This window comes from Prosthecomicrobium pneumaticum, from assembly GCF_014199915.1.
GTDB classification, from domain to species: Bacteria; Pseudomonadota; Alphaproteobacteria; order Rhizobiales; family Kaistiaceae; genus Prosthecomicrobium; species Prosthecomicrobium pneumaticum.
This window is the reverse complement of record NZ_JACHOO010000005.1, coordinates 151,838-169,064: the sequence shown is the minus strand read 5'-3', so window position 1 is coordinate 169,064 and position 17,227 is coordinate 151,838. Positions and strand designations below refer to the sequence as shown.

The following is a 17,227-nucleotide window of genomic DNA, read 5'->3' as shown; positions in this document are numbered from 1 at the left end:
CGATGCATCTTGGCCGATTCTCCCGCCATCGCCCTGTCGGGCCGCAGGCCCAAGCTCGCCGAGCGGCTCACCGCGACGCTGCGCCGGCAGATTGCGGGCGGGGAGCCGCGGCCCGGCCAGAAGCTGCCGAGCGAGGCGCAGCTCTCGGCGAGCTTCGGTGTCAGCCGCACGGTGGTGCGGGAGGCGATCGCCGCGCTCGCCGCCGACGGTCTGGTCGAAGCGCGGCAGGGGGTCGGTGTCTTCGTGCGCGAGCGCGCCACCGCGGCCTTCCAGTCGATCGGCCTCGAGGGCGGCGCGCGGATCTCCCATGCGCTCAATGTGCTCGAGGTGCGGATGGGGCTCGAGATCGAGAGCGCCGCGCTCGCCGCCGAGCGCCGCAACGCCGCGCAGGAGGCGGCGATCCACGAGGCGGTGATCGAGTTCGACCGGCTGCTCGCCCGCGGCGAGGCGACCGGCCGGGCGGATTTCGAGTTCCACCGCGCGATCGCCGTCGCCACCAACAATCCCTATTACGTCCAGGTGCTCGACGCGCTCGGCCGCCGGGCCATACCCTGCGACGTCACCTCGCCCTGGGGCACCGACGCCGTCCTGAGCCGGGCCTATCAGGAAGGCCTGCAGCGCGAGCATCGCGCCATCCTGCGGGCGATCGCCGCCGGCGATCCGGACGCCGCCCGCGCCGCCATGCGCGCCCATCTCGGCGGGAGCCTCGCGCGTTACAGCGCCCGGCTCCACGCGCCCGACGCCACCCCCGATCCCGCCCCGGCCATCGGCCGCGGCGAACGTCCGACCTGAGGAGCCCCCCGATGACCGAGGACGCCGTCCGCACCACGATCCGCCATGCGGTCGATCCGGCGACCGCCGCCGCCATGGGGAGCGCCGCGCTGCGGGACGCCTTCCGCATCGGCGGCCTCTTCGAGCCCGGCCGCGTCGCGCTCACCTACACCCATTACGACCGCATGATCGTCGGCGGGGCGATGCCGGGCACGGCGCCGCTTCCGCTCGCCCCGATCAGGCCGACCGGCACGGCGGCCTTCCTCGACCGGCGCGAGCTGATCGCGCTCAACATCGGCGGCGCCGGCAGCGTGACCGTCGACGGCACGGCCCATCCGCTCGGTTCGCGCGACATGATCTATGTCGGCCGGGGTTCTGCGGTCGCCTTCGCCTCTGCTTCCGACGAGGCACCGGCGAAGTTCTACCTCCTGAGCGCGCCGGCGCACGCCACCCATCCGACCCGCGTCGTGCGCGCCGACGAGGCGGCGCGCCGGGATCTCGGCAGCGCCGAGACGTCGAACGCCCGCTCGATCTTCCACTATCTTCGGCCGGAGACCGTGACGACCTGCCAGCTCGTCGTGGGCCTGACCGAACTCGCGCCCGGCTCGGTATGGAACACCATGCCGGCGCATGTCCACGACCGGCGGATGGAGGTCTATCTCTATTTCGACCTCGCCCCGGCCGCCCGCGTCTTCCATTTCCTCGGCGAGCCGGCCGAGACGCGCCACATCGTGATGGCGAACGAGGAGGCGGTGCTGTCGCCGCCCTGGTCGATCCATTCCGGCTGCGGCACGGCGCGCTACGCCTTCATCTGGGCGATGGCGGGCGACAATGTCGACTATGCCGACATGGACCCGGTGCCGCTGGAGACGATGCGGTGACCGGTCCCTTCAGCCTCGCCGGCCGCCGCGTGATGGTGACCGGCGCCAATACCGGCATCGGCCAGGGCATCGCGATCGCGGTGGCGGCGGCCGGCGCAACCGTGATCGGCGTCGGCCGCTCGGCGATGGACGAGACCGCGGAGCGGATCGATACGGCGGGGGGTATCTTCGTGGCGGTCGCCTGCGACCTCGCCGATCCGGCCGCTGCACGGGCGATGTTCGAGGCGGTCGAGACGGCGGAAGGGCCGATCGACGGACTCGTCAACAATGCCGGCATCATTCGCCGCGCCGATGCGGTCGATCTCACCGAGACGGACTGGGACGCGGTGATCGATACCAATCTGAAGACGGTCTTCACGCTCTGCCAGGCCTTCGGCCGCAGCGCGATCGCCGCCCGCCGGCCGGGCAAGATCGTCAACATCGCCTCGGTGCTCGCCTTCCAGGGCGGCATCCGGGTCGCGTCCTACACCGCGTCGAAGCACGGCGTGGTCGGCCTGACGCGGCTTCTCGCCGGGGAATGGGCGGCCAACGGCATCAACGTCAACGCGCTCGCGCCCGGCTATGTCGAGAGCAACAATACGGCGGCGCTGCGCGCCGATCCGGACCGCAGCGCGGCGATTCTCGGCCGCATCCCGGCCGGGCGCTGGGGCCGGCCGGAGGACATGGGCGGCGCGGCGGTGTTCCTGCTCGCGCCGGCCTCCGACTATGTGCACGGCGCGGTGCTGCCGGTCGACGGCGGCTGGCTCGCGCGCTGAGCGGCGGCTTCCCGTGTCTCCGCGGGGGCGGGCACGGGAAGCCGGTCCGGCGCGCCGCGGTGTTTCCTCAGGCGGCCCATTCGCCGGCGCGGAACACCGGCACGCGGCTGCCGTCGGGCCGCAGTCCGTCGATGTCGAGCGTCCCCGAGCCGATCATCCAGTCGATGTGGATGAGGCTCTTGTTGCCGCCCTTCGCCGCGATTTCGTCGGGCGAGAGCGAGGCGCCGTCGAGGAAGCACTTCGAATAGCACTGGCCGAGCGCGATGTGGCAGGCGGCGTTCTCGTCGAACAGCGTGTTGTAGAAGAGGAGGCCGCCCTTCGAGATCGGCGAGGAATGCGGCACGAGGGCCACCTCGCCGAGCCGGCGGGCGCCGTCATCGGTGTCGAGCACTTTCTGCAGCACGTCCTCGCCCCGTCTCGCGCGCGCCTCGACGATCCGGCCGCCTTCGAAGCGGACCGCGATGTCGTCGATCAGCGTGCCCTGATAGGAGAGCGGCTTCGTACTCGCGACATGGCCCTCGACGCGGCGGGCGTGCGGCGTGGTGAACACCTCCTCGGTCGGGATGTTCGGATTGCAGGTGATGCCGTTCTTCGCCGTCGAGGCGCCGCCCTGCCATTCGTGATCGTCGGCGAGACCGATGACGAGATCGGTGCCCGGCCCGACATAGTGGAGCGCATCGAAGCGCTGCGCGTTCAGCCACTGCGTGCGGCGCTTCAGTTCGGCATTGTGCGCCGCCCAGGCGCCGACCGGATCGGCGACGTCGACGCGCGAGGCGGCGAAGATCGCCTCGGCGAGCTTGCCGACCGCCTCCGCCTCGCCGAGATCGGGGAAGACCTGCCGCGCCCAGGCGGTGCCGGGATAGGCGACGATGTTCCAGTTGATGTCGAAACCGGCGATCTTCTCGAGTGCCGGCTGATAGGCGAGGGCGTTCGCCTTGTTGGCGCGCGACACCTTTTGCGGGTCCTCGCCCGACAGGAGCATCGGATTGTCGCCGACGATGGCGAGCCGGGCCGTGTTGGCGGAGAAGGCCTTGGCGACGCCCTCATAGAGCCAGGCCGGCGCGCGGTCGAAACTCTCGGCCGGAGCGTGGCGATAGCGCGCGAGCGTCACCTCCTCGTCGGAGAAGAGCGGCGTGACGAGGCCGGCTCCCGCCGCATAGGCATGCGCGGCGATCCGGCGGACGAGCGGCAGCGCGGCGATCGGCGCGGTGAGAAAGAGATCCTGGCCCCGCTCGAGCCTGAGGCCGACCTTGACCGCGACCTCCGCCAGCCGGTCGAGCTTGTCCGGATCGATCGCGGCGGAGACATCGGGGGGCGTGGTCATGGGAGCATCCTCGGCGGGTCGGCGACGCTCCTCATGTAGCGCCGCGGCGGCGGCTTGCAAACCGCCGCTCAGGCCTCTGCCGGCTCGGCCTGCGCCGGTGCGCTCCGTCCGGTCTCGGCCTCGGTGCCGGCGACGATGGCCTCGAGCAGGCCCGGGAAGCGCGCCTCGAGATCGGCGGCGCGCAGCGAGATCATCCGCCGCGGCCCGTCGATCCGCGTGCGGGTGACGCCCGCCTCGCGCAGCCGCGCCGCGTGATAGGTGAGGTTGGTCTTCGAGGCGAACTCGCCGAAGCAGGAGCACGCCTCTTCGCCGGTGTGGCGCAGCCGCGCGACGATCTGGCGGCGGATCGGATCGCTGAGCGCATCGAGGACGGCGGAGAGGTCGATCTGCTCGCGGGTCGGATGGTGGAGTTCCTTGGCCATGGTGCCAAGCTAGCGATCCGGATGCAGGAGTTCAAGAGTTGATGAACTGATTGACGGATGCCGTTTCGGCTCCTATTGTTCAACAACTCCTGAACCCATGGACATGCCATGCTGCGCTCGCTGATCTGGCTTTCCCTCGGCGCCTTCGCGCTCGGCACCGAGGCCTTCATGATCGCCGGCATCCTGCCGGCGATGGCCGCCGATCTCGGCGTGTCGATCCCGCTCGCCGGCCATCTCGTCACCATCTTCGCGCTCACCTATGCCTTCGGCGCGCCGCTGATGGCGGTTGCGACGGCGGCGCTGCCGCGCAAGCCGCTGCTCGTCGGCGCGCTCGCCGCCTTCGCGCTCGCCAACCTCCTCGCGGCCCTCTCCCCGAACTACGCGCTCCTCGCGCTGTCACGCGTGCTGATGGCGCTCGCGGCCGCCACCTTCATGCCGGCGGCGAGCGGCTATGCCGCGCTCGCGGTGCCGCCCGAGAAGCGCGGCCGGGCGCTGTCGATCGTCTATGCCGGCATGACGGTGGCGATCGTCATCGGCGTCCCGCTCGGCACCATGCTCGCGGAGCGGCACGGCTGGCGGGCGACCTTCGTCGTCGTCGCCGGTCTCGCTGCGCTCGCGCTCGCCGGCATCGCCGCCGCCCTGCCGAAGGTCGCCAATCCGCCGCATGTCGGCCTCGCCGAACGGTTCGCGGTGGCGCGGCGGCCCGACGTGCTGCGTGTGCTCGCGCTCACCGTGCTCGCCCTCGCCGGCGCCTTCTCCGTCAACACCTATATGGGCGCCTATCTGATCGCCGGCTTCGGCGCCTCGGGCGAGACGGTCGCCGCCTTCCTTTTCCTGATGGGGCTCGGCGGCGCGGTCGGCAATCTGCTCGGCGGCTATGCCGCGGACCGGTGGGACCGCCAGCGCTTCCTCGGCCTCGTGCTCGTCGTGCTGATCGTCGCCTTCCTCGGCCTCGCGGTGATCGTCGAGGTGGCGCCGGGAACGGCCGGGCTCGCGGCGGCGGCGGCGCTCACCCTCGTCTGGGGCCTGTTCGGCTGGGCCTTCCCCTCGGTCCAGCAGGTGCGGCTCGTCTCGCTCGCGCCGGAGCGGGCGGCGATCACCCTGTCGCTCAATTCCTCGGCGATCTATCTCGGCACCGCGCTCGGCGCCGCCGCCGGGGCCTTCGCGATCGACATCGCGTCCGTCGAGGCGGTCGGCCTCATCGGGGCCCTGTTCGAAGCGGCCGCGCTCTTTCTCCTCTTCGCCACCCGGCAGCGGGTCCGGGTCGTCGACCCGCGGACGGCCGAAGTCGCCTGAGACGACGCGCCGCGCGGCGGGGTCGCCCTGCCGCGCGCCATGCCTTGGGCTCGTCACGCTCGACCGCTAGCCTCGCGAAAGCCCGCCGGCGCAGAACGGCGGAGACCCGGGAGGTTGAGACCATGGCGCAATATGAGCCGGTGATCGAGGGCGCAAGCGACGACCCGCTCGCGGCGATCGAGGCCGCTTCGGTCGCCGCCGCCGTGCCGGCCGGCTTCGCCCGGCGGCTGTTCGCGGGCGTGGCCCGCGAGGATCTCGCCGACCTGCCGGCCGCCGCGCTCGGGCGCATCGCGGCGGCGACCTACGCCCATCTCGCCCGCCGCCCGCCCGGGCGTCCTGCGGTCCGGGTGGCCGATCCCGCCGGCGCCGCGCTCGCCGACCGGACGGTGATCGAGATCGTCAACGACGACATGCCCTTCCTGCTCGATTCGGTGATGGGCGAGATCGCCGCGGCGACGAGCGATGTGCGCCTCGTCGCCCATCCCATTCTCCACGTCCGCCGCACGGCGGAGGGCGAACTCCTCGACCTCGACGCCGAGGGCGCGCCGGATGCGGTCCGCGAGAGCCTGATCCATATCGAGATCGGCCGCGTCGAGCCGGCCGCCGCGGGGCGGCTCGTGGCCGCGCTCGAGGACGGGCTCGGCGAGGTGCGCCGCGCGGTCGAGGACTGGAAGCCGATGCTCGCCGCGCTCGATGCGGCGATCGACAGTCTGCGCGGCCTGCCCGAAACGACGATCGCCGCCGAGCGGGTGCGCGAATCGATCGCCCTCCTCGAATGGCTGGCGGCCGACAATTTCGTCTTCCTCGGCATGCGGTCCTATGATTTCGACGGCACCGCGATGCGTCGCGCCGCGACCGGCGCCCTCGGCATCCTCTCCGTCGAGGAGACGCGGGTGCTGAGCCGCGGCGACCGCTATGTGACGACGACGCCGGAGATCCGCGCCTTCCTGCTCGAGCCGGACCCGCTCGTCATCACCAAATCGAACATCGTCTCGCGCATCCACCGGCGGGTGCCGATGGATTATGTCGGCGTGAAGCGCTACGACGCCGCGGGCCGCCTCGTCGGCGAATTGCGCATCGTCGGCCTGCTCGCCTCGACCGCCTATACGCGCTCGGCGCGCACCATTCCGCTCGTCGCGCGCAAGATCGACCGCATCGTCGCCCGCTCCGGCTTCGCCCCGTCGAGCCATTCCGGCAAGGCGCTCGTCGACGTGCTCGAATCCTGGCCGCGTGACGAGCTGTTCCAGATCGACGAGGAGACGCTGTTCGAGCAGGCCTCGCTGGTGCGCGAGCTCGGCGAGCGGCCGCGCATCCGCGTACTCGCCCGACGCGACCGCTTCGACCGCTTCGTCTCCATCCTCGTCTTCCTGCCGCGCGAACGCTACGACGCGGCGCTCGGCGACAAGATCGCCACCCATCTCGCCGCCGCCTATGCGGGCACGGTCGGTTCCCTGCGGACGAGCGAGCCGGAGGGCAGCCTGACCCGGCTGCATGTCGTCGTCGAACGCTCCGGCCCGCCGGCGCCGGAGCCCTCCCGAGCCCGCCTCGAGGAGCTCGTCGGCGCGCTGTCGCTCGGCTGGATCGACGGCCTCACCGAGGCGCTGTCGCGGCGCCACCCGGCCGCCGAGGCGCGCCGGCTCGCCGCGCGCTACAGCCGCGCCTTCTCGGCCGCCTATCGCGACCGGCACGGGCCGGAAACCGCGGCCGACGATGTCGCCGTGCTCGAGAGCCTCGGTCCGGCCCGGCCGGTCGCGGTCGACTTCACCCAGAGCCCCGGTCGCGACGACGCCGCCATCCTGTTGCGGCTGATGCATTTCGGCGGTCCGTTGACCCTGTCGCTGCGGGTGCCGCTGCTCGAGAATTTCGGCTTCCGCGTCATCGACGAGAACTCCTACGAGGTGGCGACGGTCGAGGGCGGTGCGCCGGTCGTCGTGCACGACATGACGCTCGAGCCGGCGCTCGGCCGGGCGGGCGGCGGCGACACCGACCGGCTGCTCGAGGAGGCGTTTCGCGCCGTGGTCGCCGGAGAGACGGAGAGCGACGGGCTCGACGGGCTCGTCGTCGCGGCCGGGCTCGACTGGCGCGCCGTCGCGCTGCTGCGCACGCTCGTGCGCTACCTGCGCCAGATCGGCATCGCCTATGCGCCCGATTACATCGCCGCGACGCTGGTGCGCCATGCCGGCATCGCCCGGCGGCTCGTCGAGTGCGTCACCGCCCGTTTCGCGCCCGGCGCCGCCGATCCGGCCGCGGCGGACGCGGCCCGTGCGGCGATCATCGCCGCGCTCGACCAGGTGGCGAGCCTCGACGAGGATACGATCCTGCGCCGCGTGCTGTCGGTCGTCGACGGCATCGTGCGCACCAATTTCTTCCGCCGCGATGCCGCGGGCGCGGCGCCGCCGGTGATCGCCTTCAAACTCGATCCCCGGCGCATCGAGGGCGTGCCGGCGCCGCGGCCCCATCGCGAGATCTTCCTCTCCGGTCCGCGCGTCGAGGGCCTGCATCTGCGCTTCGGCCCGGTGGCGCGCGGCGGCATACGCTGGTCCGACCGGCCGCAGGATTTCCGCACCGAGATCCTCGGCCTCGTCAAGGCGCAGCAGGTGAAGAACGCCGTCATCGTGCCGGTCGGCGCGAAGGGCGGCTTCGTGCCGAAGAAGCTGCCCGCCACCGACCGTGACGCCATCGCGGCCGAGGGCAAGGCGGCCTACAAGCTCTTCATCGCGACGCTGCTCGACCTCACCGACGATATCGAGGGCGATGCGATCGTGCCGCCCGATGCGGTCGAACGGGCGGACGGCGACGACCCCTATCTCGTCGTCGCCGCCGACAAGGGCACGGCGACCTTCTCCGACACGGCGAACGCCCTCGCCGAGGCGCGCGGCTTCTGGCTCGGCGACGCCTTCGCCTCGGGCGGCTCGGCCGGCTATGACCACAAGGCGATGGGCATCACCGCCCGCGGCGCCTGGGAGGCGGTGAAGCGCCATTTCCGCGAGCTGGACGTCGACATCGGCACGGCTCCCTTCACCGCGGTCGGCGTCGGCGACATGTCGGGCGACGTGTTCGGCAACGGCCTGCTGCGCGAGCGGACGACGCGGCTCGTCGCCGCGTTCGATCACCGCGACATCTTCATCGACCCCGATCCCGACCCGGCGGCGAGCTTCGCCGAGCGGCGGCGCCTCTTTGCGCTCCCCCGCTCCTCCTGGCAGGATTACGACCGGGCGCTGATCTCGAAGGGCGGCGGCGTGTTCTCCCGCAGGGAGAAGGCGATCGTCCTGTCGCCGGAGGCGCGCGCCGCGCTCGGCATCGCCGAGGAACGGCTCGCTCCGGCGGCGCTGATCCGGGCGATCCTGAAGGCGAAGGTCGATCTCCTCTTCTTCGGCGGCATCGGCACCTATGTCCGCGCCGCCGACGAGACCGACGCGCAGGTGGGCGACAAGGCGAACGACGCGCTGCGCATCACCGGCGCGGAGATCGGCGCGCGGGTGGTCGGCGAGGGCGCCAATCTCGGCATGACGCAGAAGGGCCGCATCGAATATGCCCTCGCCGGCGGCCGGGTGAACTCCGACGCGATCGACAATTCGGCCGGCGTCAACACCTCCGACCTCGAGGTGAACGTCAAGATCGCGCTCGCCGCCGCCGAGCGGGCGGGACGGCTCGACCGGCCGGCGCGCAACGCCCTGCTCGCCGCGATGACGGAGTCAGTGGCGGCGCTGGTGCTCGCCAACAACTACCGCCAGACGCTCGCGCTGTCGCTCGCCGAGCGACGCGGACCGGCGGAGCTGCGCTTCGAGACGGCGCTGATGGCCGATCTCGAAGCCCGCGGCCTGCTCGACCGGGCGGTCGAATCGCTCGCCGACGATGCGCGGCTCGCCGCCCGCGCCGCTGCCGGCCGCGGCCTCACCCGGCCCGAGCTCGGCGTGCTGCTCGCCTTTGCCAAGATCGCGCTGTTCTCCGACCTCGTCGCCTCCGGCCTGCCGGACGAGCCGGCGCTCGCGCCGATGCTCGCCGGCTATTTCCCGGCCGAGATGCGGGAACGCTTCGCGGACGAGATCGCCGGTCACCGGCTGCGGCGCGAGATCGTCTCGACGGTTCTCGCCAATGAGATCGTCAACCGGGGCGGTCCGACCCTCGTCACCCGCGTCGCCGAACGGACCGGCACGGCACCGGCCGAGATCGCCCGCGGGTTCCTGATCGTGCGCGGCGCGCTCGGGCTCGATGCGCTCGACGACGCCCTCGACGGGCTCGACGGCCGCATCCCCGGCACGCTGCAGGTGACCCTCTACGCCCGGGTGCAGGACGTGCTCACCGACGCGCTCGGCCGCCTGCTGCGGCAGGGTGGCCTCGCCGCCGCGGCGGGGCTCGATGCCGGCGCGCTCGCCGGGGCGCGCGATGCGCTCGCCGGCGAGGCGCCGCTCGACCCGGAAGCCGCCGCCGATGCCGAGGCGCTCGCCGCCGCCGGGCTTCCGCCGGCGCTCGCCCGCCGCTTCGCGCTGCTGCCGCGGCTCGCCGCCCTGCCCGAGATCGAGACGATCGCCCGCCAGGGCGACGTTCCGGTCGCGGAAGCCGCCCGCGTTCACGCCGCGCTCGCCGAACGCTTCGCCCTCGACCGGCTGGCCCGCGCGGCCCATAGGCTCGGCCCGCGTGATCCGGACGAGGCGGCCGCGATCGACCGCGCGCTCGAAACGCTGTCGCGCGTCCACCGCCGGCTGGCGCTCGAGGTGATCCGCGCCGGCGCGGGCGGCTCCGAGGACGATCCGCTCGGCGTCTGGTGGGCGGCCCGTGCGGAACGCGCCGCACGGATCGCCAAACGGCTCGACGGAATCCTCGCCGAGGCGCCGACCGTGGCGCGGATCGTCGTTGCCGCGGGTCTCGTGTCGGATTTGCTCGAAGGGTGAGGGCCCGGCGGTCATTCCGCCGGGACGCAGCCGCTCTTCAGGAGCTTGAAGACGAGCGAATCCATCAGCGCCTCGAAGGAGGCGTCGACGACGTTTTCCGAGACGCCGATGGTCGACCAGGTCTCGCCGTCGCCGTCCCGGCTCTCGATCAGCACGCGGGTGACCGCCTCGGTGCCGCCATTCAGGATGCGCACCTTGTAATCGGCGAGTTCGAGGTCTCGGATGGCGTCCTGATAGACGCCGAGATCCTTCCGGAGCGCCCGGTCGAGCGCGTTGACCGGACCGTTGCCCTCGGCGACGGTCAACAGCCGCTCGCCGCCGACCCACAGCTTCACCACCGCCTCGGAGACGCTGATCAGCTTGCCGACGGCGTTGAAGCGCCGCTCGACGGAGACGTGGAAGCTCTCGACCGTGAAGAAATCCGGCACCGCGCCGAGCGTGCGGCGGGCGAGCAGTTCGAGCGAGGCGTCGGCCGCCTCATAGGCATAGCCGGCCGCCTCGCGCTCCTTCACCTCGGCGAGCAGCCGGTCGAGCCGCGGATCGGCGCGGTCGACGGCGATGCCCATCCGGCTGAGCTCGGACATCAGGTTCGACTTGCCGGCCTGATCGGAGACGAGCACGCGGCGGCGGTTTCCGACGCTCTCCGGGGGCACGTGCTCATAGGTCTTCGGGTCCTTGACGAGCGCCGAGGCGTGGATGCCCGCTTTGGTCGCGAAGGCGGACTCGCCGACATAGGGCGCCTGCCGGTTGGGCGCGCGGTTGAGCATCTCGTCGAAGCGGCGCGACAGGGCGGAAAGGCCTTCGAGCGCCTCGGCGGTGACGCCCGTCTCGAAGCGGTCGGCATAGACGGGCTTCAGGAGCAGGGTGGGGATCAGCGAGACGAGATTGGCGTTGCCGCAGCGCTCGCCGATGCCGTTCAGCGTGCCCTGGATCTGGCGCACGCCCGCCCGCACCGCGGCGAGCGAATTGGCGACCGCCTGCTCGGTGTCGTTATGGGCGTGGATGCCGAGACGGTCGCCGGGAACATGGGCGGTCACCGCGGCGACGATCGCCTCGATCTCGGCGGGCTGTGTGCCGCCATTGGTGTCGCACAGCACCACCCAGCGCGCCCCGGCCTCGTGAGCCGTGCGGGCGCAGGCGAGCGCATAGTCGGGATTGGCCTTGTAGCCGTCGAAGAAATGCTCGCAATCGACGAGCACCTCGCGGCCGGCGGCCGAGGCCGCTTCGACCGAGGCGCGGATCGCCTCGAGATTGTCGGCATTGGTCGCCCCGAGCGCCACCGCGACCTGATAGTCCCAGCTCTTGGCGACGAAGCAGATCGCATCCGCCTTCGCCGCGAAGAGCGCGGCGAGGCCGGGATCGTTCGAGGCCGAGACGCCGATCCGTTTCGTCATGCCGAAGGCGGTGAAGACGGCCTTGCGGGTCCGCTTCTCGGTGAAGAAGGCGGTATCGCTCGGATTGGCGCCGGGATAGCCGCCCTCGACATAATCGATGCCGAGCGCATCGAGCATGCGGGCGATCGCCGCCTTGTCCTCGAGCGAGAAATCGATTCCCGGCGTCTGCGCCCCGTCGCGCAGCGTCGTGTCGAAGAGATAGAGACGTTCCTTGGGCATCGCTCACATCCGCCCTTTCCGGGGGTCTTCCGTTCTCGAGTCCGACACCGAGGCCGGTCGCTCGTCGGGCCATGCGGCCGTGTCGTGATCGGGGTGCTGATAGGAGACGATCGTCCGGAGCACCGGGTGGAGCGCTTCGTCCTCGGCGCCGGTGCGCGCGGGCAGGCCGCCGAGCGCGTCGACGAAGGGGAGCTTCGCCTCTACGGCGAACTGGATGGCGGGCTTCAGCACCGCCGGCGTATCGAACGCCCCAATGGCGAGCGCGATCTCGCCCGGCACCTCATAGGTGAGCGGCGTGCCGCAATCGCCGCAAAAGCCGCGATGGCCGATATTGGAAGACTGAAAGCGCTTGCGCGCGCCGCGTGTCCAGACGAGTTCGGCCATGGTCACATTGACGAAGGGGCCGTAGAACGCGCCGAACTGCTTCTGGCACATGCGGCAATGGCAGATCGAGGGCGGCGGCAATGCGCCGGTGACGCGAAAGCGCACCGCGCCGCATTGGCAGCCGCCGGTGAGGACGGGCGCGGTCATGGGGCCTCCGCTCCGTCCGGTGCAGTCGTACGCGGCGGCGCCATCGCAAGGATCGTTTCGGCGACACCCCCGATGTTTCGGAGCACATCCGCGTTCCAGAAGCGGATCACGCGGTAGCCTTCTTCTTCGAGCGACCGCGTCCGCACCGCGTCCCGCACGGCCTCGTCCTCGGCGTGCTGGCTGCCGTCGATCTCGAGCACCAGCCTCGCCTCATGGCAACAGAAGTCGACCACATAGCTGCCGATCGGAACTTGCCGCCGAAAGCCGAGGCCGTTCAGCCGGTGAGCGCGCACGAGGTTCCAGACCGCCCGCTCCGCATCGGTCATCTCGGAGCGCAGGCGCTTCGCCGCCACGCGTTGGCGATCGCCGGTCACGCGATGGGGCATGATTCATCCGGTCGTGGTGCTGCTCCGGACGGTTGCGCCCGGCCGCCCCCCTCCCCAGCCCTCCCCCACAAGGGGGGAGGGGGCAGGTGGCGCGGCACGGAGGCGCGGCGATCGAGACGGGAGCGGCCAAGCTCTCTCCCCCCAAGCTCTCTCCCCCCTTGTGGGGGAGAGTTGGAGAGGGGGGCGTGCAGCCGAGCCGTCTTCTGTCGGAGAAGCGTCGTCACCGCTTCACCTCCCAGGTCGTCACCGGCGCACCGGTCGCCTCGTCCTTGCCGTCCTTGAGCACGATGCCCATCGCCGCCAGCTCGTCGCGGATGCGGTCGGATTCGGCGAAGTTTTTTGCGCGGCGAGCCTCGATGCGGGCGGCGAGGAGGGATTCGACCGTCGCCGGATCGATCCCCGCCGCCGCAGCGGCGCGGTCGCGGTCCTGCCGGTCGGCGTCCGCCCAGGCCTGTTCCACGGCGTCGCGCAGGCCGCGGCGATAGTCCGCGGCGCCGGCCGTCGCCTGTCCGACGAATGCCTCGAAGCCGAACAGGACCAGCGAGGCCGCCAGCTCATCGCCGGCGGCCAGCGCCCCGTCGCCGCCCTCGCCGACGAGACGGGCGAGGCGGCGCAGCTCCGCGAGCGCCTCCGGCGTGTTGAGATCGTCCTCGAGGGCCGCCACAAAGCCCTCGGACGGCCGGGAGGGGACGGCGGTGCGCAGCAGGCGCGACCAGCCGAACAGCTCCTCGGCGGATTCCTGCAAATTCTTCGCCGTCCAGTCGATCGGCTGGCGATACTGCGTCTTCAGCATGTTGAAGCGGACGATGGCGCCGGGCCATGGCCAGCCGCCGAGGCCGCCGAGCGCCTCCCGGATCGTGACGAAATTGCCGAGGCTCTTCGACATCTTCTCGCCCTCGACCTGCAGGAAGCCGTTGTGCATCCAGATGTTCGCCATGCGGTCGGTGCCGAGCGCGCAGCAGGACTGGGCGATCTCGTTCTCGTGGTGCGGGAAGACGAGGTCGATGCCGCCGGCGTGGATGTCGAAGACGTTCTTCTGCGGGTCGTCGCAGGCGAGACCGCCGCCATAGGGCGCGAGCAGCTTCGCCATCGACATCGCCGAGCACTCGATGTGCCAGCCGGGCCGGCCCGGCGTTGCGATGCCGGCCGGCGAGGTCCAGGACGGCTCGCCCGGCTTCGAGGGCTTCCAGAGGACGAAATCCATCGCGTCGCGCTTGTAGGGCGCGACGTCGACGCGGGCGCCGGCGAGCATCTCGTCGAGCGAGCGGCGGGCGAGCGCGCCATAGCGCGGGCCGGGCCGGGCGTTCATCGCCGCAACCGAGAAGAGGACGTGATCCTCCGCAACATAGGCGACGCCCCGCGCCACCAGCCGGTCGATCATCTCGACCATCTCGGCGATGTACTCGGTGGCGCGCGGCTCGACGCTCGGCCGCAGGCAGCCGAGCGCGTCGACATCCTCGTGGAACTGCCGCTCGGTCGTCTCCGTCACCTTGCGGATCGCCGCGTTGAGGTCCAGCCCGGGATAATCCCGCGCGGCGCGCGCGTTGATCTTGTCGTCGACATCCGTGATGTTGCGCACATAGGTGACGTGCTCGGCGCCATAGAGATGGCGCAGCAGCCGGAACAGTACGTCGAAGACGATGACCGGCCGCGCATTGCCGATATGGGCGAAATCATAGACGGTCGGCCCGCAGACATACATGCGGACGTTTTCCGGATCGATCGGAGCGAAGTCGTCCTTCGCCTTCGAGAGGGTATTGTAGAGGCGGAGCGCCATTCTTCGTCTCGCGAGCCCGTGACAGATCGATCGCCGCCGGCCGGGGCGTTCGTCTCTTCGGGATGGGCGAGAGGGAACGGCCGCAGCCAGCTTGCGCTAGCCGGTAATGATGATCCCGCAGAAAATAGAGATCGAACGTGCCGTCATGGCCGATGCTCATGGCCGATTTCGGTGCGCCGGTCAAGGCGAGCGAGGGGTGGACGAACGCGCGCGAAAGGCTAGAACGGAGGCGGTCGCCCGGAAGAAGGCGGAGGGAGGTGAGGAGATGGAAGAGCCGCTCTCCGGCGGGCTCGACCCCGCGCTCGCGCGCTGGCTCGTCGAGGCCGGCCTCGCATCGGCCGGGACGGCGATCGACGCCGCGCCGCTCACCGGCGGCGTCGCCTCCGACATCTGGCGGGTGACGGCGGACGGCCGCACCTTCGCGGTCAAGCGGGCGCTCGGGCGGCTCCGCGTCGCGCGGACCTGGGAGGCGCCGGTGTCGAGGAGCGGCAGCGAGGTCGCCTGGCTCGAAGAGGCCGCCCGGGTGGTGCCCGACGCCGTGCCGCGCGTGCTCGCGGTCGCGCCGCAGGCGAACGCCTTCGCGATGGATTTCCTCGATCCGCAGAGCCATCCGGTCTGGAAGGCGGAGCTGCGCGTCGGCCGCGCCGATCCCGCCTTCGCCGCGATCGTCGGGCGGACGATCGCCGCCGTGCACGACGCCACCGCGGGCCGTGCCGACGTCGCGGCGCGCTTTGCGAACGACGCGGTGTTCCATGCCATCCGGCTCGAGCCCTATCTCGAGGCGGCGGCCGAGGCGCACCCTTCCGTCGCGCCGCTGCTGCGCACGCTGTCGGCCGAGACGCTCGCCCGCCACGCCGCGCTCGTCCATGGCGATGTCAGCCCGAAGAACATCCTCTGCGGGCCGAAGGGGCCGGTGCTCCTCGACGCCGAATGCGCCTGGTACGGCGATCCGGCCTTCGATCTCGCCTTCTGCCTCAACCATCTGCTGCTCAAATGCCTGTGGAACCCTGCGGCGCGCGACGGCTATCTCGTCTCCTTCGACGCGCTCGCCGAGAGCTATCTGGCGGCGATCCGGCACGAGGCGCGCGACGCGCTCGAGATGCGGGCGGCGCGCCTCCTGCCCGGCCTCTTCCTCGCCCGCGTCGACGGCAAATCGCCGGTCGAATATGTGACGGAGGAGGCGGACAAGGCGCGCGTGCGGCGCACCGCGCTGCCGATGATCGCGGCGCCGCCGCTGCGGCTGTCGACGATCCGGCAGGAATGGTCAGAGGAGCTTTCCGGGTGAGCGATACGAGGATCGAGAGCGTCCGCGGGCGGCGCGTCTGGGATTCGCGCGGCCGGCCGACGGTCGAGGCCGAGGTGCGGCTCGCCGGCGGCGCGCTCGGCCGGGCGATCGCGCCGGCCGGTGCCTCGACCGGCTCGGGCGAGGCGGTCGACCGGCGCGATGGCGGCGCCGCCTTTGGCGGGCTCGACGTCACGGGCGCGGTCGCGGCGGTCTCGGGCGAGATCGCCGCGGCGATCCGCTGGCTCGACGCCGCCGATCAGCAGACGGTCGACGAGCGGATGATCGTCGTCGACGGCACGGCGAACAAGGCCCGGCTCGGCGGCAATGCGATCGTCGCCACCTCGATGGCGGTGCTGCACGCCGCGGCCGCCGCCGCCGGCCAGCCGCTCTGGCGGCATCTCGCCGGCGACCGGCCGGTCCGCGTGCCGCTGCCCGAAATCCAGATCTTCGGCGGCGGCGCCCATGCCGCACGGCGCGTCGACGTGCAGGACTTCATGGTGATGTGCCCCGGCGCCGGCTCGTTCGGCGAGGCGCTCGACTGGACGGCCGAGATCTACCGCGCCGCCGGTCTCGCCATGAAGCAGGCCGGCACGCTGCAGGGCGTCGCCGACGAGGGCGGCTTCTGGCCGGCCTTCGCGAGCAACGAGGCGGCGCTCGAGGCGCTCGTTGCGGCGATCGCCGATGCCGGCTTCCGGGCGCCGGACGAGGTCGCCATCTCGCTCGACATCGCGGCCTCCGAATTCGGCCGCGGCGGCGCCTACCGGCTGGCGCTCGACGACCGCGCGCTCGATACGGCCGGCATGATCGACCTGGTCGGCGGCTGGATCGAGGCCTATCCGATCCTCTCGGTCGAGGATCCCGTCGCCGAGGACGATGCCGCCGGCTTCGCCGCCTTCACCGCCCGCTATGGCGGCCGCTGCCAGGTGATCGGCGACGATTTCCTCGTCACCAACGCCGCCCGTGTCGCCGACGCCGCGGCGGCCGGCGCGGCGACCGCGGTGCTCCTGAAGCCCAACCAGGCCGGCACGGTGACCGAGACGAAGGCGGCGCTCGACGCCGGCAAGGCGGCCGGTTTCGGCACCATCGTCTCCGCCCGTTCGGGCGAGACCGAGGACGTGACGATCGCCCATCTCGCCGTCGGCTGGGATGCCGGCCAGTTCAAGGTCGGCTCCTTCTCGCGCTCGGAGCGGATGGCGAAATGGAACGAGATGCTGCGCATCGAGGAGGCGCTCGGCAGCGCGGCCTCCTTCGCCGGCCGCGCCGCGCTCGGCTTCCGGCCTTAGTTTCGCGCAGG

The 17,227-nt window shown here is 71.7% G+C and carries 13 protein-coding genes; 7 read left to right on the top strand and 6 right to left on the bottom strand.

What is annotated here, in order from left to right:
- The first annotated feature begins 9 nt into the window (after nucleotides 1-9).
- The 3 genes from GGQ63_RS13040 to kduD are packed head-to-tail and all read left to right on the top strand — an operon-like array spanning nucleotide 10 to nucleotide 2,407.
- Entirely contained in the window at nucleotides 10-792 is a 783-nt protein-coding gene (locus GGQ63_RS13040; protein WP_210308497.1) for a FadR/GntR family transcriptional regulator, read from the top strand.
- 11 nt (nucleotides 793-803) lie between these two features.
- On the top strand, nucleotides 804-1,652 hold the full coding sequence (gene kduI, locus GGQ63_RS13035; protein WP_183856520.1) for a 5-dehydro-4-deoxy-D-glucuronate isomerase: 849 nt from the start codon (nucleotides 804-806) through the stop codon (nucleotides 1,650-1,652).
- Nucleotides 1,649-2,407 (top strand): 2-dehydro-3-deoxy-D-gluconate 5-dehydrogenase KduD, encoded by a 759-nt coding sequence (kduD, locus tag GGQ63_RS13030; RefSeq protein WP_183856518.1) that lies wholly within the window; start codon nucleotides 1,649-1,651, stop codon nucleotides 2,405-2,407. Before kduI ends, kduD begins: the two co-directional genes overlap by 4 nt.
- A 67-nt stretch (nucleotides 2,408-2,474) precedes the next feature.
- On the opposite strand, the gene GGQ63_RS13025 is transcribed toward kduD, so the two are convergent.
- On the bottom strand, nucleotides 2,475-3,731 hold the full coding sequence (locus GGQ63_RS13025) for an aminopeptidase (protein ID WP_183856516.1): 1,257 nt from the start codon (nucleotides 3,729-3,731) through the stop codon (nucleotides 2,475-2,477).
- A gap of 68 nt (nucleotides 3,732-3,799) precedes the next feature.
- On the bottom strand, nucleotides 3,800-4,153 hold the full coding sequence (locus GGQ63_RS13020) for an ArsR/SmtB family transcription factor (RefSeq protein WP_183856514.1): 354 nt from the start codon (nucleotides 4,151-4,153) through the stop codon (nucleotides 3,800-3,802).
- A gap of 108 nt (nucleotides 4,154-4,261) precedes the next feature.
- Here GGQ63_RS13020 and GGQ63_RS13015 point away from each other — a divergent pair, with 108 nt between their 5' ends.
- Both GGQ63_RS13015 and GGQ63_RS13010 read left to right on the top strand, forming a co-directional pair.
- Nucleotides 4,262-5,449 carry an MFS transporter gene (locus GGQ63_RS13015; RefSeq protein WP_183856512.1) on the top strand — a complete coding sequence of 396 codons (1,188 nt, stop codon included), beginning with the start codon at nucleotides 4,262-4,264 and terminating at the stop codon, nucleotides 5,447-5,449.
- A 122-nt stretch (nucleotides 5,450-5,571) separates the two neighbouring features.
- Nucleotides 5,572-10,341, top strand: coding sequence for an NAD-glutamate dehydrogenase (locus tag GGQ63_RS13010; RefSeq protein WP_183856510.1), 4,770 nt, complete (start codon nucleotides 5,572-5,574; stop codon nucleotides 10,339-10,341).
- An 11-nt stretch (nucleotides 10,342-10,352) separates the two neighbouring features.
- On the opposite strand, the gene cimA is transcribed toward GGQ63_RS13010, so the two are convergent.
- From cimA to cysS, 4 genes are all read right to left on the bottom strand, one after another.
- Nucleotides 10,353-11,954 carry a citramalate synthase gene (cimA, locus tag GGQ63_RS13005; RefSeq protein ID WP_183856508.1) on the bottom strand — a complete coding sequence of 534 codons (1,602 nt, stop codon included), beginning with the start codon at nucleotides 11,952-11,954 and terminating at the stop codon, nucleotides 10,353-10,355.
- A 3-nt stretch (nucleotides 11,955-11,957) separates the two neighbouring features.
- Entirely contained in the window at nucleotides 11,958-12,485 is a 528-nt protein-coding gene (locus GGQ63_RS13000) for a GFA family protein (RefSeq protein ID WP_183856506.1), read from the bottom strand.
- Nucleotides 12,482-12,871, bottom strand: coding sequence for an endonuclease domain-containing protein (locus GGQ63_RS12995; RefSeq protein WP_183856504.1), 390 nt, complete (start codon nucleotides 12,869-12,871; stop codon nucleotides 12,482-12,484). The genes GGQ63_RS13000 and GGQ63_RS12995 overlap by 4 nt, the downstream gene beginning before the upstream one ends.
- A 220-nt stretch (nucleotides 12,872-13,091) precedes the next feature.
- On the bottom strand, nucleotides 13,092-14,648 hold the full coding sequence (cysS, locus tag GGQ63_RS12990; RefSeq protein WP_183856502.1) for a cysteine--tRNA ligase: 1,557 nt from the start codon (nucleotides 14,646-14,648) through the stop codon (nucleotides 13,092-13,094).
- Between the two features lie 265 nt (nucleotides 14,649-14,913).
- Between cysS and GGQ63_RS12985 the strand changes: the two genes are divergently transcribed.
- Together GGQ63_RS12985 and eno are read left to right on the top strand one after the other, a co-directional pair.
- Nucleotides 14,914-15,933, top strand: coding sequence for a phosphotransferase (locus GGQ63_RS12985; RefSeq protein WP_183856500.1), 1,020 nt, complete (start codon nucleotides 14,914-14,916; stop codon nucleotides 15,931-15,933).
- Nucleotides 15,930-17,216, top strand: a complete 1,287-nt coding sequence (gene eno, locus GGQ63_RS12980) for a phosphopyruvate hydratase (RefSeq protein ID WP_183856498.1) — start codon at nucleotides 15,930-15,932, stop codon at nucleotides 17,214-17,216. The genes GGQ63_RS12985 and eno overlap by 4 nt, the downstream gene beginning before the upstream one ends.
- The last annotated feature ends 11 nt before the right edge of the window (nucleotides 17,217-17,227 follow it).

Excerpts from the sequence above, each read along its gene's own strand:
- cimA (WP_183856508.1), bottom strand. The coding sequence starts at position 11,954 with ATGCCCAAGGAACGTCTCTATCTCTTCGACACGACGCTGCGCGACGGG.
- GGQ63_RS12985 (WP_183856500.1), top strand. The coding sequence starts at position 14,914 with ATGGAAGAGCCGCTCTCCGGCGGGCTCGACCCCGCGCTCGCGCGCTGG.
- GGQ63_RS13025 (WP_183856516.1), bottom strand. The coding sequence starts at position 3,731 with ATGACCACGCCCCCCGATGTCTCCGCCGCGATCGATCCGGACAAGCTC.
- GGQ63_RS13000 (WP_183856506.1), bottom strand. The coding sequence starts at position 12,485 with ATGACCGCGCCCGTCCTCACCGGCGGCTGCCAATGCGGCGCGGTGCGC.
- kduI (WP_183856520.1), top strand. The coding sequence starts at position 804 with ATGACCGAGGACGCCGTCCGCACCACGATCCGCCATGCGGTCGATCCG.
- GGQ63_RS13020 (WP_183856514.1), bottom strand. The coding sequence starts at position 4,153 with ATGGCCAAGGAACTCCACCATCCGACCCGCGAGCAGATCGACCTCTCC.
- cysS (WP_183856502.1), bottom strand. The coding sequence starts at position 14,648 with ATGGCGCTCCGCCTCTACAATACCCTCTCGAAGGCGAAGGACGACTTC.
- GGQ63_RS12995 (WP_183856504.1), bottom strand. The coding sequence starts at position 12,871 with ATGCCCCATCGCGTGACCGGCGATCGCCAACGCGTGGCGGCGAAGCGC.
- GGQ63_RS13010 (WP_183856510.1), top strand. The coding sequence starts at position 5,572 with ATGGCGCAATATGAGCCGGTGATCGAGGGCGCAAGCGACGACCCGCTC.
- GGQ63_RS13015 (WP_183856512.1), top strand. The coding sequence starts at position 4,262 with ATGCTGCGCTCGCTGATCTGGCTTTCCCTCGGCGCCTTCGCGCTCGGC.